Annotated in this window: 16 protein-coding genes; 8 read left to right on the plus strand and 8 right to left on the minus strand. The window is 69.6% G+C overall.

All coding sequences use genetic code 11. The features are described 5' to 3' along the window. Positions 1-44: 44 nt before the first annotated feature. On the plus strand, positions 45-473 hold the full coding sequence (locus tag ASG73_RS03240; RefSeq protein ID WP_055990625.1) for a hypothetical protein: 429 nt from the start codon (positions 45-47) through the stop codon (positions 471-473). Next, the gene (locus ASG73_RS03245) at positions 473-673 is read left to right on the plus strand and encodes a helix-turn-helix transcriptional regulator (protein WP_055990629.1); all 201 of its coding nucleotides are present in this window, start codon (positions 473-475) and stop codon (positions 671-673) included. The genes ASG73_RS03240 and ASG73_RS03245 overlap by 1 nt, the downstream gene beginning before the upstream one ends. 168 nt (positions 674-841) lie before the next feature. On the opposite strand, the gene ASG73_RS03250 is transcribed toward ASG73_RS03245, so the two are convergent. Beyond that, positions 842-1,681, minus strand: a complete 840-nt coding sequence (locus ASG73_RS03250) for an SGNH/GDSL hydrolase family protein (protein ID WP_055991424.1) — start codon at positions 1,679-1,681, stop codon at positions 842-844. Positions 1,682-1,822: 141 nt separating this feature from the next. Here ASG73_RS03250 and ASG73_RS03255 point away from each other — a divergent pair, with 141 nt between their 5' ends. Further along, entirely contained in the window at positions 1,823-2,389 is a 567-nt protein-coding gene (locus ASG73_RS03255) for a maleylpyruvate isomerase family mycothiol-dependent enzyme (protein WP_055990632.1), read from the plus strand. A gap of 125 nt (positions 2,390-2,514) precedes the next feature. Here ASG73_RS03255 and ASG73_RS03260 read toward each other — a convergent pair whose 3' ends face one another. Both ASG73_RS03260 and ASG73_RS03265 read right to left on the minus strand, forming a co-directional pair. Further along, on the minus strand, positions 2,515-3,720 hold the full coding sequence (locus ASG73_RS03260; RefSeq protein ID WP_055990635.1) for a cysteine desulfurase-like protein: 1,206 nt from the start codon (positions 3,718-3,720) through the stop codon (positions 2,515-2,517). A 50-nt stretch (positions 3,721-3,770) separates the two neighbouring features. After that, positions 3,771-4,235, minus strand: a complete 465-nt coding sequence (locus ASG73_RS03265) for an SRPBCC family protein (RefSeq protein ID WP_055990638.1) — start codon at positions 4,233-4,235, stop codon at positions 3,771-3,773. A 63-nt stretch (positions 4,236-4,298) separates the two neighbouring features. Between ASG73_RS03265 and ASG73_RS03270 the strand changes: the two genes are divergently transcribed. The 3 genes from ASG73_RS03270 to ASG73_RS03280 all read left to right on the plus strand — a co-directional run bounded on the left by ASG73_RS03270 (position 4,299) and on the right by ASG73_RS03280 (position 7,154). Further along, positions 4,299-4,571: a ribonuclease E inhibitor RraB gene (locus tag ASG73_RS03270; RefSeq protein WP_055990640.1), complete on the plus strand. Its 273-nt coding sequence runs from the start codon at positions 4,299-4,301 to the stop codon at positions 4,569-4,571. Between the two features lie 132 nt (positions 4,572-4,703). Continuing rightward, complete coding sequence (locus ASG73_RS03275; protein ID WP_055990643.1) at positions 4,704-6,203, plus strand: LCP family protein; 1,500 nt, start codon at positions 4,704-4,706, stop codon at positions 6,201-6,203. 39 nt (positions 6,204-6,242) lie between these two features. Then, positions 6,243-7,154, plus strand: coding sequence for a LysR family transcriptional regulator (locus ASG73_RS03280; RefSeq protein ID WP_055990646.1), 912 nt, complete (start codon positions 6,243-6,245; stop codon positions 7,152-7,154). Here ASG73_RS03280 and ASG73_RS03285 read toward each other — a convergent pair. From ASG73_RS03285 to ASG73_RS18260, 5 genes are read right to left on the minus strand one after another with little or no spacing between them, the layout of a single operon-like run. Beyond that, positions 7,102-8,520: an MFS transporter gene (locus ASG73_RS03285; RefSeq protein ID WP_055990649.1), complete on the minus strand. Its 1,419-nt coding sequence runs from the start codon at positions 8,518-8,520 to the stop codon at positions 7,102-7,104. The two genes, ASG73_RS03280 and ASG73_RS03285, sit on opposite strands and share 53 nt — an antisense overlap. Continuing rightward, positions 8,517-9,314 (minus strand): CoA-transferase subunit beta, encoded by a 798-nt coding sequence (locus ASG73_RS03290; protein WP_200946656.1) that lies wholly within the window; start codon positions 9,312-9,314, stop codon positions 8,517-8,519. The genes ASG73_RS03285 and ASG73_RS03290 overlap by 4 nt, the downstream gene beginning before the upstream one ends. Beyond that, positions 9,311-10,240 carry a CoA transferase subunit A gene (locus tag ASG73_RS03295; RefSeq protein ID WP_055990652.1) on the minus strand — a complete coding sequence of 310 codons (930 nt, stop codon included), beginning with the start codon at positions 10,238-10,240 and terminating at the stop codon, positions 9,311-9,313. Before ASG73_RS03295 ends, ASG73_RS03290 begins: the two co-directional genes overlap by 4 nt. Beyond that, on the minus strand, positions 10,237-12,270 hold the full coding sequence (locus ASG73_RS03300) for a TRAP transporter permease (RefSeq protein ID WP_055990655.1): 2,034 nt from the start codon (positions 12,268-12,270) through the stop codon (positions 10,237-10,239). The genes ASG73_RS03295 and ASG73_RS03300 overlap by 4 nt, the downstream gene beginning before the upstream one ends. Continuing rightward, positions 12,263-13,387 carry a TAXI family TRAP transporter solute-binding subunit gene (locus ASG73_RS18260; RefSeq protein ID WP_055990660.1) on the minus strand — a complete coding sequence of 375 codons (1,125 nt, stop codon included), beginning with the start codon at positions 13,385-13,387 and terminating at the stop codon, positions 12,263-12,265. The genes ASG73_RS03300 and ASG73_RS18260 overlap by 8 nt, the downstream gene beginning before the upstream one ends. Positions 13,388-13,591: 204 nt before the next feature. Between ASG73_RS18260 and ASG73_RS03310 the strand changes: the two genes are divergently transcribed. Together ASG73_RS03310 and ASG73_RS03315 are read left to right on the plus strand one after the other, a co-directional pair. Then, positions 13,592-14,461, plus strand: a complete 870-nt coding sequence (locus ASG73_RS03310; protein WP_055990663.1) for an acyl-CoA thioesterase — start codon at positions 13,592-13,594, stop codon at positions 14,459-14,461. A 79-nt stretch (positions 14,462-14,540) separates the two neighbouring features. Next, positions 14,541-15,746: a CaiB/BaiF CoA transferase family protein gene (locus tag ASG73_RS03315; protein WP_055990666.1), complete on the plus strand. Its 1,206-nt coding sequence runs from the start codon at positions 14,541-14,543 to the stop codon at positions 15,744-15,746. Positions 15,747-15,773: the final 27 nt, after the last annotated feature.

Consider the following 15,773-nt stretch of genomic DNA (forward strand, 5'->3'; position numbering starts at 1 on the left):
CTTTACTCATCCTTGTAAAGCGCGCTTGACCAAAGGGGATCCCGATGACCACGACCACTCGACCCACGGCACCGCCTGAGGCGTACGCCAAGGCGGCCCTCGTCGCGCTCGCTCTCTCCTTGACCGCCGGGGCGGTGGCCGGGTGGGTGCGCAGTGACGAGTTCTGGCTCGTCGCAGTCGTCTTCGCGGTCTGCACGCTCGGTCCGGCGATCGCTCTGGGCTGGCTGATCTTCGTCTCGGGCCACACCGTGCAGCCCGACCCGCACGTGGAGGACAGCGTCGAGGCGCGGTGGGTGGAGCGCGCATGCTCTGGCGCCTTCATCGATCTCGTCGTCGCTGCCGGGGTCGCGCTGACCCTGACCTCGGTCCTCGACCTCGAGGTCCCGGGAGGGCTGGTCCTACTGGCGGTCGTCGCGGGGGCCGGCATCGACGCGGTCCTGCGCTACGCCGTCATCTCGCGCCGCGAGTCCTGATGGACAACGATCTCGCGGACCGCCGCGCGGAGCGCGGGTGGTCGCAGGCGCGACTGGCCGAGGCGCTCGGGGTCTCCCGGCAGACGGTGATCTCCATCGAGCGCAGCCGCTTCGACCCGAGCCTGCCCCTCGCCTTCCGCATCGCGGCGACCTTCGGCTGCACGATCGAGGAGATCTTCCGGCCGGATCTCGCCGACTGAGGCCGTGGCGGCCGAGGGCCCAGGTGCTGCTCCAACCCCTCCGGTCGTGACTCATGTGGTGAATCGACACCTTGTGGCGAGACCTGGCACCCGCGGTGATTCACCGTGCGAGTCACGGCCGGAGCGCCCGCAGAGGGAGCTGCGCCGCCGGGCAGGCGCGCCTCGGCCTCACACCCGCTCGAGCACCTCGCCCCACTCGCGCAGGCGCCGCTCGACCGCTGCCTGCTCGGCTGCCAGGCGCTTCATCCCGTCGGAGGGGTGGACCGGCTCGGGCCACTTGGGGCGGGCGGTGTCCCCGTCGTAGACGCCACGCAGGCGCCGCCGCACCAGCGGGACCACCTCGTCGCGGACGAACGCCGCCTCGCCCCGCATCGCGTGCCGCCACCCGGGGCGGTCGGGCGGTACGAGATCGCTCAGCCTGAGCGTGTGCGGCACACCGAGCACCTGCGCGACCTCGGCGGCCATCCGCTTGTGACCGGGCCGGGACAGGTGGATCCGGTCGAGCGCCCACAGCCCCTTGTCGTCGAACTCGCGCATCGCATCATGGTCGACGAGCGTCGCGTCGTGCGTGGCCGCGAGATCGCGGATGGCGCTGTTGAAGGCATCCACCCTGCGGATCAACGGCTTGAGGAGTCCGCTGGCCCGCGGCACGAAGGTCGTGAAGACGACGATCTCGGCGCCGGACCCCACGAGTCGCAGCAGTGCCTGCTCGTAGCGGTCGGTGATGCCGTCGACGTCGGCTCTCAGGGAGAGCAGGTCATTGCCGCCGGCGCAGAAGGAGATGTGCGTCGGTGCCAGCGCGAGGGCGGGCTCGAACTGGTCGGTGACGACCTGGTCGAGGAACTTGCTGCGGATGGCGAAGTTGGCATAGCGCCACGTCGGGTCGGCGCGCCCGAGCTGGCGTGCCAGCCGGTCGCTCCACCCGCGAACCTGGTTGGGGTAGTGGAGGTTGGGGTCACCAACGCCCTCGGTGAAGGAGTCGCCGAGGGCGACGAAGAGCCTGCTCATGTCGTCGCCATGCTCGCCGGGCACCCGGGTCCGGATCAAGAGGCGGGGCGTTCCCTTCGCCGTCCCGCCGTCGAGTGTTCACCCGCTGGGCGAAGGGGGAAAGCCGTGGCGGTTGTCGGACCACGGTGGCAGGCTGGCGCCATGCCCCTCCCTCGTGATGCCGCTTCCGTCTTCGACCGCAAGAACACGCCGCTCATGCGGCTCATCGACGCCACCGATCCGCGCGCGCTCGAGCACGAGAGCCCGTGCGAGGGCTGGTCGGGTCTCGACGTGGTCCAGCACCTCATCGACACCCAGCGCGACTTCATGCTCAAGGCCGGCGCGGACCTGCCCGACCCGGCGCCGACGGTCGCTGCTCTCGGCCCGGCGACCGCGTGGCGCACCCACGCCGAGGGCGTAGCTCGCCAGCTGGCCGACGACACCCTGGCGGAGCGGGCCTACGAGACCCCGTTCGGTGTGTCGACGGTGGGGGCGGCCTTCGACCAGTTCTTCGGCTTCGACCTGATCGTGCACCGGTGGGACATCGGGCAGGCCGCGGGAGTCTCGGTGGACTTCTCCGAGGCGGAGATCGAGCAGCTGGAGACGGCGATCGCCGGCTTCGGTGAGCACATCCGTGGCGAGGGCGTCTGTGGGCCGGCCATCGACGTGGGCGCTGACGCCTCCCGCCAGGACCGGGCCCTCGCGCTCACCGGCCGCGACCCGTCCTGATCCCTGCGGAGGCCGCTCGCGCCGTCCTGATCCCTGAGGAGGCCGCTCGCGCCGTCCTGATCCCTGAGGAGGCCGCTCGCGCCGTCCTGACCCCTGAGGAGGCCGCTCGCGGCCGTCTCGAAGGGTCAGCGCCCGAAGAAGTCCGTGAGCCCCTCCAGCAGCCGGTCGACGTCCGAGTCGTCGGTGTAGGGCGCCGCGCCGACCCGCATCCCGAGGTCGACCCCCGGCGCGAGCGCGCGGAAGGGCTCATGCGCGTAGAAGGTCCCGGCCGGCGCGAGGACATCGCGTTCCGCGAGGAAGGCAGCGGCCTCGCGCGCGTCCCGGTCGGCGAAGGTGAAGAAGAGCGTCGGGGTGCGCTGCTGCGCTCGTGAGTGCAGCGTGACCCGGTCGCCCAGGTCGGCGAGGCCCCCTTCGATCCGCTGGCGCAGACCGAGCTCGTGCTCGTGGACGAGCGCGTTCGCCACCGCCAGACGCTCGCGGCGAGTGCCCTCGCCCGGGGCCAGCGACGCGAGGACGTCGACCGCAGCCGTCGCACCGGCCATGATCTCGTAGGGCAAGGTCCCGAGCTCGAACCGCTCGGGGACGGTGTCCGTCGACGGCAGCAGCTTGTCCGGGTGCAGCGTCTCCAGCAGCGCGGGGTCGGCAGCCAGCGCCGCGCAGTGCGGGCCGAAGAACTTGTACGGCGAGCACACGAAGAGGTCCGCGCCCATCGTCGTGACATCGATGTGGGAGTGCGCCGTGAGGTGGACCCCGTCGACGTGGACCAACGCGCCGACGGCGTGCGCCCGCGCGGCGATCCGGGCGACGGGCGGCACCGTCCCGAGCAGGTTGGACGCACCGGTCACCGCGACCAGGCGGGTCCGCTCGCCCACGACCTCGTCGAGGTCGCTCAGGTCCAGCTCTGCGCTGGTCGGGTCGAGTCGCAACCACCGCACTGTCGCGCCGACGGCCTGGGCAGCCTGCACCCACGGCCGCACATTGCAGTCGTGGTCGAGCTCGGTGACGACGACCTCGTCACCCGGCCCCCATCCCTTCGCCAGAGCGCGGGAGATGTCGTAGGTGAGCTGGGTGGCGCTGCGGCCGTAGACGATCCCGCCCGGCTGCGCGCCGAGCAGGTCGGCCATCGCGGACCGGAAGCCCGCGATCGCGCTCTCGGCGTTGCGCTCGCTGGCGACGGAGCCGCCGCGGTTGGACAACGGTCCCGTGAGAGTGGCGGCGATCGCCGACCCGACCTCGGCCGGGGTCTGGGTGCCACCCGGCCCGTCGAAGTGGGCGATGCCGGAGGTCAACGAGGGGAAGCGGGCGCGCAGCGCGGCGACGTCGAGGGACATGTGTCGATCATGCCCGGTGACGCCGCCGCGGGGGAGGAGGCTTTCCGTTGTCAGCCGCTCACTGCGGCCGCGAGACGACCCAGAGTCTCCTCGAGCTGGTCCTGCGTGACGAGCGGGAAGCTGATCTTGTCGAGCAGGGCCTTGTCGGTGACCTTGCTCCAGTCGTAGGTGTGGGTGACGAGGGTGCTGTCCGCGCCCTGCGGCTCCAGCTCCCACAGCCACTCCCATCCGGGCGGCTCGGTGCCGGCAGGCGCGGTCTTCCAGCCGACCATCTTGTTGGGGTCGAAGGCCGTGACGTGGTTGTCCGTCTGGTACTCACCGCCCATGTGGTCGCCGGTCATGTTCATCGTGAAGACATCGCCGACCGCCTGGATCCGGTCGCTCTTCTCGTCCGAGCGGACGAAGCCGGAGCCGTCGAGCTCGGCGTGCCGCTCGGGATTGGTGAGCACCTCGAAGATGTCCTTGGCGGACGCGTCGATGGTGCGCTGGACAGTGACTTTCTGTTCCTGAGCCATGCCTTCGACGACACCACGCCTCGTCCCTGTTGTCCACCCCCGTCGTCGTGGGAGGCTGACGTCATGACCGAGCACCTGATGGTCTTCCCCGACCGGGACGACGCCGACCGCATCGCCGAGGACCTGCGCGACGAGGGCTTCACCGAGGTGCGTGTCGTGCGCGAGGCGCTGGCCGGTGAGGACGACGGCGAGGACCACGAGTGGGCCGTCCACGTCCGCGAGGACATGGTTGCCGACCAGACCGGACCCGTGGAGCAGGGCCTGCGCGAGCGGTTCCAGGCCCTCGCCGAGAAGCACGAGGGCTGGTACGACCCGGACCCCGCCGCCCACGGCTGAGGCTCACGAAGGCTGGACCCCTCCCTTCGACGGTTTGCGGTCAGGGGTCTCTTTTGTGTCACGATGTCGTGAACACCAGCCCACGGATGTCAGCGCTTGTCCACGGGTACCCGATACCGGAGGTTCGCACCCGTGGCCCAGAGCGAGACCCCCGAGAGCCCGAGCGGCCTCGGCGAGCGAGGACTCAGTGCCCGCCGCAATGCGCGCCAGAGCCGGCGGTTCTACGCCCTGACCGCTGCCAGCACGATCCTGCCTGGCCTGGGCCTCATCCCGAGTCGGCGTCGGACCGGCATGGCCATCATCGCGGCCTTCGCCGTGACCGTCCTCGCGGTCCTGGGCTACGCCTTGGCGAAGGGGGTGACCTCCTCGGTCATCAGCGTCGGCGTGAGCCGGCGCGCGCTGATGATCCTCATCCCGGTCGTCGTCATCGGGGCGATCATCTGGATCTGGGGCATCATCACGACCGCACGGGACAACCTGCCCGAGTCGGCGACCGGGCGTCCCAAGATCGCGATGGTCGTCTTCGCCGCGCTGGCCGCACTGCTGATCTTCGCGCCCGCGGCCCAGTCGGTCCGATATGCCGTCATCCAGCGCTCGCTGATCGGCAATGTCTTCGAGCAGTTCCGCCCCGACGGGGCCACCGGCCCGGGTGAGGGCAGTGACCCCTGGGCCGGCACCGACCGGGTCAACATCATGCTCGTCGGCTCCGACGCCGGCGCGGATCGCGTCGGCGTCCGACCGGACTCGCTCATGGTCGCCAGCATCGACACCCAGACCGGCGAGACGGTCCTCTTCGGGATCCCTCGCAACCTGCAGAACATCCCCTTCTCCAAGGACAACCCGCTGTCCCAGAAGTACCCCGACGGCTACAACTGCGGGGACCAGTGCCTCATGGAGTACGTCTGGACCCTGGGTCGGGACAACGCAGACCTCTTCCCGCCCGACGTCAACCCGGGGCTCGCCGCCACGAAGGACGCTGCGTCGCAGATCCTCGGTCTGGACATCGACTACACGACCGTCATCAACCTAGAGGGCTTCACCCAGCTCGTCGACGCGATGGGCGGGGTGACGGTCGACGTCAAGGACCGGGTCTGCATCGGCTGCAAGATCGAAGGTGGAGTCGTCGTGGGCACGACCGGCTACATCGAGCCGGGTGTCCAGGAGCTCGACGGCTTCCACGCGCTCTGGTACTCGCGCTCTCGCGCCGAGTCGGCGGACGGTGACTTCTCCCGGATGCGTCGCCAGCGCTGCATGGTCGGGGCGCTGCTCAACCAGGTCAACCCCACCTCGATGCTCGTGCGCTACCCGGCGCTGGCCAAGACCCTCCAGGACAATGTCACCGTCGACATCCCGCAGCAGGACCTCAAGGCCTGGGCGGAGCTGGTCCAGCGCATCCAGAAGGGCGGCACCATCAAGTCGCTGCCGCTGACCAACAAGAACATCGACGTCAACCGGCCGGACTACGCCAAGATCCACGCGATGGTCTTCGACGCGATCAACCCGCCCGAGCCGAAGCCGAGCAACAGCTCCCCGACGTCGAAGAAGACCACCTCCAGCACGACGACGCCGCCCACCTCGAGCTCGACCACGACGAACGGCGACGAGCTGAGCGACATCACGTCCAGCTGCTGACCGCCGTCGCTTCCTGACCGGGCCGGGGGACAATGCAGCATGGAACTTCACCACGTCCGGGCATTCCTCGCTGTGGCCGAAGAACTGCACTTCGGTCGCGCAGCCCAACGTCTGCACATGGCGCAGCCGCCGCTCAGCCGGACGATCAAGCAGCTCGAGCGCAGTCTGGGCAGCTCGCTCTTCGAGCGCACGACCAGGTCGGTGCGGCTCACGGTCCAGGGCCAGGCGCTCCTGCCCCATGCTCGGATGATCATCGGCGCATTCGAGGAGGCCGAGCGTGCGGTGGTCCACGCTGGTGCGGGCGAGACCGGGCATGTGCGCGTCGGGTTCGCCGGTCCGTCGTCACACGGCCCCGTGAGCGATCTGGCTCGGGCGATGCGCAGCTCCTTCCCGGGGATCGAGCTCGGGCTGACCAGCTTCATCTACGGCAGCGACGTCGTCGGCCAGCTGATGAGCCACCACCTCGACATGGCCATCGTGCGCTTCGCGGACGGTCCGCCGCCGGGCATCGCGGCACGTGTCGTCCAGCGTGAGAGCCTGATCATCGCCCTGCCGGAGGACCACCCTCTCGCCGACCACGAGCAGCTGCGGATGGAGCAGCTCTCGGGTGAGTCGTGGGTGGTCCTGGACGCCGCCACGGGGTCCGTCGTGCGCGACGCCCTCTTCGGTCGGGCGCATGCCGCAGCCTTCATCCCGCGCATCGCCCAGCAGGCACCGGACAGCTGGACGATCATGGCGCTCGTCCGCGCGGGCGTCGGCATCACCCTGAGCATCGACAGCGCCTTCGAGGCGCTCGACCCACGCGGCCTGCGGATCGTGCCGCTCGACGGACCGGACCCTCATACCCACGCCAGCCTCGCGTGGCGCGCCGACGACCCGAGCCCGGCGCTGCGTCGGGTCATCGAGATGTCTGAGCAGGTCTTCCCGAGCGGGGAGCGAGACGCCCGCTGATGCTGGACAGGTGGGGGCGCGTGAGCACCATCGTCAGCAAGGTCACCAATGCGACTCCTGCCGACCCGGCGTGCACGAGCAGTGGCTCGTCGAGAGGGATGGTCAGGGCCAGCCAGGCGTACCCCGCGCAGAGCCCGGAGAATCGTCCGACATTGTGCACACCCATCGCGGAGCCGGAGCTGCCCGCGACCTCGAGCAGCGCCACCGCCGCCATGCTCTGCACCGTGGCGATACCGCAGCCAACCCCGTAGAGCAACGCGAGGATGACCGGCAGGCCGGACACCGTCGTGACCTGGCTCTCGGCCAGCGCCAGGCCGGTGGTCGTCATCGCGATGAGCAGCAGCCCGCAGGCGAGCGTGCGCCGGGTGCCCACCCGACCGGCGATCCGCCCGGCGAGAGGGGCGAAGCTCACCATGCCGATGGCCATGGTGAGCGTCGATGCCCCGATGACGCCGGGCCCGAGGTCGAGCACCGTGCCCATGTAGACCGGCACGCTGACGAGGGTGATGCCCATCGCGGCCATCGAGGCGGCGGCGGCCATGGTGGTGACGGCATAACCGGGATCCCGCCCGATGTCCCCGAGCACGGGAGGTCTGCGCCCGGGTCGCAGGACGAGGGCCAGCAGGACGACGGCAACGGCGGTGAGGATCGCAGCAGGGCCGGGCCGGCCCTGCCCCATGCCGGTGAGCCCGACGGCGAGCAGGCCCGAGCCCACCGTCAGGCCGATGAGGGCACGCACGTCCATGAGGGCGACGGCAGGTGATGCGCTCGCCTCGGGGAGACTGCGCAGGAGGACGGCGAGCACGACCACGACGACGAGCGCGGCGGCGCCGAAGACCCAGCGCCAGCCGAAGGCCTGCGCGATGGCGCCACCTGTCACGGGGCCGATGGCCTGGCCCATCCCGATCGCCGATGCCCACGCGGCCATGGACTGCCGGCGACGGTGGGGCCAGTGCATCGACAGGAGGTACTGGACGCAGGCGGGGATGCCGGAGCAGGCGATGCCTTGGACGGTCCGGGCGACGACGAGCGTCGTCAGGTCGTCCGCGACCCCGGCCATGCCCTGTCCGAGGACCATGAGCAGCAGCGAGACGAAGAGGTACCTGCGTGGTCCCATCCGGTCGGCGAGCCACCCGGCGACGGGGGAGGTCACGACCATGGCCACGGTGAAGGCGGACACCGCGAGCACGATGCCGCGGTCCGTGGTCCCGATCGTGGCCGCGATCTCGTTGATCGGGGCGGACATGACCGTGCTCGAGATGGTGCCGAGCGAGGTCACGGAGAGGAGCGCGAGGTAGGCGGTGCGGCCGGGGGGCCGGGGGGCAGCGACGTCGCCCGCCAAGGCCTGCGCACCCTCGTGGCTCACCGCAGGTACAGCCTGACCGTGTCGATCTCCTCGCGCAGCAGCCGGACGTCCTCGACTGTCGGGGCGGGCGTGGTCACGAGGTCGTCCCGGACCACCAGGTCCCAGCCGGTCCGTGCCCGGACCTCTTCCACGTTCACGCCCGCGTGGACCTGGGCCAGCTCGAGCTCCGGACCGTCCGGGTCGCGGCGCAGGACTCCGAGCGGGGTGATGACCGTCGTGACGCCACCGCCTGTCGGAGCGAGGTGTCCCGACGCGCGGTGTGCACGCACCGGGCTGGGGGAGGTGCAGAAGTCGACCTCCGCGGGGAGGGAGGACAGGTCGTGGCGACGGAGGACGACGAAGCACTCCCGGGCGCTGGCGATGATGTCGGCGGCGCCGCCGGAGCCCGGCAGGCGCACCTGCGGCTGGTCCCAGTCGCCGATGACCGAGGTGTTGAGGCTGCCCTCCCGGTCGACCTGGGCCGCACCGAGGAAGCCCACGTCGACATTGCCGCCTTGCAGGACATAGCCGAAGAGCGCCTGCATCGACAGCACGGCCTCCGCGCCCGAGACGAGGGTGAAGTCGGCGATCCCCTCGGCCATCGTCTCCGGGTGGGCGCCGCAGACGCCCGACTCGTAGACGAGCTCGAGGTCACCGTTGACGGTGCGCTTGGCGAGGTCCACCGCGAGGGTCGGCAGGCCGACGCCGGCGAAGATCCGGCGGGCGCCAGCGAGCTCTCGCGCTGCGACGACCGCCAGGTACTCGGTGCTGTCGGGGCGGACGTCGGAGAGTGGTGGAGAGGCCAGGGTGGTCACAGACGCTTCCTTCCGTAGTCGACGGGTTCGGACGGGCGTGGCCCCACCTGCAGCCCTTCGAGGCGCTCGCGCCCGAGCCGCTCCAGGTAGGCGGCGTGGTCGGGCTGCTCGATGATCTCCTCGCGCACCCAGCGGCGGATCGCGTCGCGGTCTCGCGAGATCGGGGTCCACTCGCGGTAGAAGGCGCTGTCCCGGTCGTAGTATCCCTGCGCGTACGAGGGGTGCGCGCCGTGCGGGACCTCGACGACTGCGTCGACCGCGTGGGCCGGGATGAGCGTGCGGTTGGGGTCGGAGCGGACGACCTCGGTCGGCACGATCTCCTCGACGGTGACGATGACGCGTGAGGCGGCGTAGGCCGCTTCCTGCTGGGCCCCGGTGATGCCCCAGACCTGTGCATTGCCGTACTCGTCCGCGCGCTGTGCGTGGATCACCGTGACATCGGGGTTGAGTGCGGGCACGACGTAGACGTCACCGTCCCCGTAGGGGCTCGTGACGCTGCGGATCCGGTCGTTGACCTGCGGGAGGTCACCGCCCACGTACGAGCGAAGGGGGAAGAAGGGCAGCTTGGACGCGCCCGCCTGGTACCTGCAGTACATGCCGTAGTGGCTGTACTCCTCCACCTCGAGCGGCTCCGGGTCGTGGTCCTCGAGACGTCGCCGGATCTCGTAGAGGGAGCCCGCAGAACCCGACGCGAAGAAGGAGGCCACCAGACGGGAGACGCACCCCGCGGCCAGCATCTGGTCGGTCAGGATGTCGGGCGTCATGCGGCAGATCGTCAGGTCGCGACGCCCCTGGCGGATGATCTCGTGCCCGGCGGCGAACGGGATGAGGTGGCCGAAGCCCTCCAGGGCCACCGTCATCCCGTCCGCGACGTGCGTCGCGATCGCGTCGTGGAGCGTTGTCACCTTCGACGAGCGCGCGGTCATGCCGGCACCGCCGAGGGCTCCCTGTCCTTGAGCTCCGTGGTCTCGGAGTGCTGGGCCGGCGGCCGCAGTCGCAGGAAGGCTGCCAGCAGGAGGGTGGTGACCAGGCCAGCCACGTGAGTGGTGGTGTCGGGCAGGAGCAGACACACACCCCCGACGACGGCGATCGTCCTGGTCACGAGGTTGAGGCGGCGGTCCACGATCGGCATCCAGCCTTCGAACCCGGAGGCCATGACGAAGACGCCGACGATCGCCAGCCCGAGCGCGAGGCCGACCTGGGTCAGCGAGCCCTGCGCCACGAGCGCTGGGTTGAGGGCGAAGCAGAACGGGATGATGTACTTCACCGCCCCCAGACGCATGGCCATGAAGCCCGTCTTCATGGGGTGTGACTTGGCGATGTTGGCCGCAGCGAAGGCAGCCAGCGCGACGGGCGGGGTGATGTACGACGCCGCGGCCCAGTAGATGACGAAGAGGTGCGCCGCAACGGGGTTCACGTCGAGGGCAACCAGAGCGGGAGTCATGACGATCGCGAGGAAGACGTAGACCGCGGAGATCGTCATGCCCATGCCGAGGATGAAGGACGTCAGCGCGCCGGCGATGAGGATGAGCAGGACGTTGTCGCCGACGACCGCGACGAGCTCGCGGGCGAGGGAGAGCGAGACGCCGGACATCGAGAGCCCGCCGACGATGAGGCCGACACCGGCGATGATGCCGGTGATCTCGGCGATCGCCCGACCTGAGGAGACGACGATGTCGCGCAGGCCACGCAGCCGCAGCCGGTCGGACGGCCGGACGAAGGCGATGACGAGCATCGCGGCGACGGTGATGAAGGGAGCCTGGGCCTCGTCCTTGCGTACGACGAGGAGGAAGGTCAGCAGGGCGATGGCGAAGATGTAGGGCCAGCCCGCCTTGACCGTCGGCCACATGCGCGGCAGCAGGTGCTTGGCCTCACCGCGCAGGTTGTGGCCCGCCGCGTGGGCGTCGACCTGGATGTAGATGCCGAGGTAGTACAAGAACGCGGGGATCGCGGCGGCGATCGCGACCTCGGAGTAGGGGATTCCGAGGAAGGAGACCATGAGGAAGGCTGCCGTTCCCATGATCGGTGGGGTGATCGAGCCGCCTGCTGCCGCCGTCGCCTCGATGCCGGCCGCGTACGTCTTGGTGTAGCCCGCCTTCTTCATCGCGGGGATGGTCATCGGACCGGTGGTCAGTACGTTGGAGACGGCGCTGCCGGACATCATGCCCATGCCTGCTGACGAGACGACGGCGACCTTGGCCGAACCTCCGCGTGAGCGACCGAAGACCGAGCGCGCCACGTCCACGAAGAAGTCGGCGCCGCCGATGCGCTGGAGGGTCACGCCGAAGATGAGGAAGCCGACGAGGATGACGGCCGCCGTCTGCAGGGGCAGCCCGAGGATCGAGTCGACGCCGAGCGAGTGCCGCTGCGCTGCCGAGGTGGAGTCGAACTGGACGCCCTGGAGGACGGGGAAGGGGATCGACGCGGAGACCATCGGGTACAGCGAGAAGGCCAGGGCGATGAGGGTGACGATCAGCCCGGCGGTCCGCCGCAGCGCCTCGAGGACGACCGCCCACAGGAGGTAGCTCAGGACGACGATCTGGCCCGGCGCGTTGACGTCCCACCCGAAGTTGACGATGTCCTCGGCCTTGACCGCGAGGTAGAGGCACATCGCGGCAGTGCCGGCGAAGAGCAGGGCGTCCCACCACGGCACCGCGAAGGTGCTGTCCTGGTCCAGGTGGTCGGGGTCGACGTGGTCGGGCGACTCCTCGGCCGCGAGCATCTCCACGCTCTTGGTCGGCTTGCGCCAGCGGTAGTAGATGAAGACCTGGGAGAGGAAGAGGGCCAGCACGACGTAGAGGAACTGGTTGGTCAGCATCGTGGGCCCGAAGGGGTTCCACAGGAAGATCTGGCTCATCACGACGGCGATGCCGGCGATGGTCATGAGGAGGGCCACGGCGCGCCAGATGCGCGACCGGGTGGACCTCCGGGTCGAGGTGGTGACGGACTCAGACATCGTTGTCGTCCTTCCAGCGCGACCATGCGGCCGCGATCTCCTGGTCATCGGTGAGGCCGGCCGTGACGGTCGCCCACCCCTTCGTGAGCTTGGGTTCCAGCGCGAGCAGCTCGTCCTGCTTCTTCTGCGCATCGGTGGTCCACAGGTCGCGCTCCTTCAGCACGGAGACGAGGCCGTCGTGGAAGGGGACTTGCTGGGGCTCGAGGACTGCAGCCTCGGGGGACCAGTCCTGCGTCGTCCTCGTGGCGTCCTTGTACTTCGGGTAGGCGTCGAGGATCGCGGTGACGAAGTCGCTCACGGTCACCGGGTCCGTCGTCGAGTAGGCCACCACGGGCACCGAGTACACGTACCCGATGTCGCTCTGCCCCTTCGCCTGGCCGGGGGCGCCGGTGAACGAGCCGAGCATGAGAGAGGGGCTGAGCTCGCGGATCGCCTTCTGGAGGGCGGCATCGTCCTCGCGGAAGGTGATCCATCGAACCTTGGTCGAGCTCTCGAGCTCGAAGAGCGAGGAGCCGTAGACCTGCTGGAAGAGGAAGTCGATCTTGCCGGCCTTGAGGCCTTCGGCCTGCTCGCCGTAGCTGATCGGGACCATCTCGACGTCGTCCTCGGTGAGGCCGGCGGCCTTGAGCGCCACGCCGATCTTGCTGTTGACCGAAGGGTTGGCCGTGATGAGCGGGACCTTCTTGCCCTTGATGTCGCTCAGCTCGCGGATCCCGGTGTTCTCCCGGGTGAGCAGTCCGTGCGGCGCGGTGGGGGCCCACACGACGCGGGTCGGCTGCGGACCCCAGTCCTTGCCGGCGAACTCGTACTCCGCGCGGAAGGCGAAGATGTACTCGTCGCCGGTGCGCGAGAAGGTGGCCTGGCCCTTGCGGACCGGCGCCAGGCGTCCGATCGCGGTGTCCGAGGTCATGATGCGCGTGCGCAGATCCTTGACGTCGGTCACCGCATTCGCGACCGCAGCCATGTCGGCATAGGTCGCCGTGCCGGTGCCGTAGGTCGTGATCACGGCCATCGACAGCCTGCCATTGACGTACGCCGCGCCCTTGTTGGTCCCGCACCCGGTCAGGGTGAGCAGTGACCCAGCCGCGGTGAGCTTGAGGAGGTCTCTTCTCCGCACGCTGTCTCCCTTCGTCGGTGGTCGTCCTTGACCACTCGCCGTCATCGGTGACGGCATTCTGGGACCAGCGTGCAACGAAGTGGTGGGTGAACTCCAATACTTCTTGGACCCACAACTGATGTCATATGGGCATCAATGTCCTTCGGATCCATACCTGAATCGGCCATACGCTCGGTGCCACACGTACTCGAGAGGTGGTCCCAGATGACCGACGACATCACGTTGGAGCGGCTGTGGGAGATGCTCACGCCGACGGCGGAGCGCGGCGAGGGCGAGGGGACGACCTGGACCGTCCCCGACCAGCCCGTACCCGACGACAGGGTCTTCGGCGGGTTGCTCCTGGCCCAGGCCGTCATGATCGCCGGGCAGGGGATGCCGCGGGGTGTCGTGCCGCTCAGCCTGCAGGCGGACTTCCTCGCCGGGGTGCCCGTGACCGGTCTCAACAGGTGGCATGCCGAGACGATCAGTGAGGCCCCCAGCCTGGTGAGTCGTCGGGTGCGGCTCGTCGCCGACGACGGGTCCGAGCTGTTCGCAGCGACGGTCCGCCTCGGGCTGGTGCGCGAGGACCTGCCCTCCTACGCGACGATCCAGCCGCGTGAGGTGGTCGGGCCGGACGAGGTCGTGGACCTGGCCACACGTCACGGCGGCGACGAGCGCATCCCTGTCTGGTGGCGGATCGAGCGGCCGGTCGACCTGCGGCACGTCGAGGAGCCGGCCTTCCTCGAGCCGGCGCCGGTGCGCAGTCCTGACCAGAGCCTGTGGTGGCGGTTGCGGGGCGAGCTCGTGGGGGACCCGCTGCGAGTGGCGGCCGTCATCGCCTATGTCTCCGACATGAGCCTCCTCGAGCCTGCCTTCCGCAACACGGGGACGAGTCGGCACGTGGTCGGCAGTCGCATCCTCAGCCTGACCCACACGATCGTCTTCCACGAGCTGCCGGACCTCACCGACTGGGTGCAGATGGACGTCACGGTCGCCAGGGTGTCCCACGGGCGGGCGCTCGGTGCCGGCGAGCTCTTCGTGGCCGGGCGCCACGTGGCATCCCTCGGGCAGCTCGGGCTCGTCAAGCTCGCCTGACTGATTGTTTCTTTCACGGTATTAGTTCGATATCCAGATAGCGCTTGAAGATCTCAATGCGGCTAGAGAGGATCAAGGCATGACACAGTCGTCCACCCTTCGCTCCGACCTCCCGCTCGAGGGAGTCCGCGTCGTCGCCCTCGAGCAGGCCGTCGCCGCACCCCTCGCGACCCGCCACCTGGCCGACCTGGGTGCCGAGGTCGTCAAGGTCGAACGGCTCGGTGAAGGGGACTTCGCACGGGCCTACGACGCCTCGGTGCGTGGCCTCGCCTCCCACTTCGTCTGGCTCAACCGGGGCAAGGAGTCGATCGCCCTCGACCTGAAGTCGCAGGAGGGGCGCGCACTCGTGCTGCGTCTCATCGACGAGGCCGATGTCTTCGTGCAGAACCTGGCGCCGGGCGCGGCCGACCGGCTCGGGCTCGACATCGAGACGCTCACGGCGCGCAACCCCCGTCTCGTCGCCGTCGGGCTCACGGGCTACGGCACGAGCGGTCCGCGTCGGGACCGCAAGGCCTACGACATGCTCGTCCAGGCAGAGTCCGGTCTGGTGTCGATCACCGGCACGCCCCTCGAGGCGACGAAGACCGGTATCCCCACCTCGGACATCGCTGCGGGCATGTACGTCTTCTCCTCCGTGCTCGCGGCGCTCTACCGACGTGAGCGGACCGGTCAGGGTGCTGTCATCGACATCTCGATGTTCGACTCCACCGTCGAGTGGCTCGGTCACCCGATGTACGTGCAGCTCTACGAGGACCGTCAGATCCCGCGGATGGGCCTGAGTCACGCGGCCATCGCCCCCTATGACGCCTTCCCGACGACCGACGGCCAAGTTCTCATCGGCATCCAGAACGATCGCGGCTGGCAGCTGCTGTGCCACGAGGTCTTCGGCGACCCGGAGCTCGCTCTCGACCCGCGCTTCATCACCAACGTCGACCGCGTGGGGCACCGGCACGAGCTCGACGGGGCCGTCGCCGAGCGCACTCGCCGGATGACGACGGCCGAGCTCGAGCAGGCGCTCGCCGGCGCGGGCGTCGCCGCCGCTCAGATCAACGACATGTCAGGTCTCGTCGGGCATCCCCAGCTGAGCGAACGGGACCGTTGGCGCGAGGTGGGCACCGAGGTCGGGCCCGTGCGCGCCGTGCTCCCGCCGATGAACTTCCGAGACGTCGAGCTCCCCATGGGCGACGTCCCGGCACTGGGTGAGCACACCTCGGGCGTGCTCACCCGCCTGGGCCTGTCCACCGACGAGATCACCGCACTCCGGGAGCACCAGACCGTCCAGTGACGGCAGACCCCGCACCCACACATCACC

Origin of the sequence: Janibacter sp. Soil728 (assembly GCF_001428305.1) — a bacterium.
In the GTDB taxonomy this organism is placed as follows: Bacteria; Actinomycetota; Actinomycetes; order Actinomycetales; family Dermatophilaceae; genus Janibacter.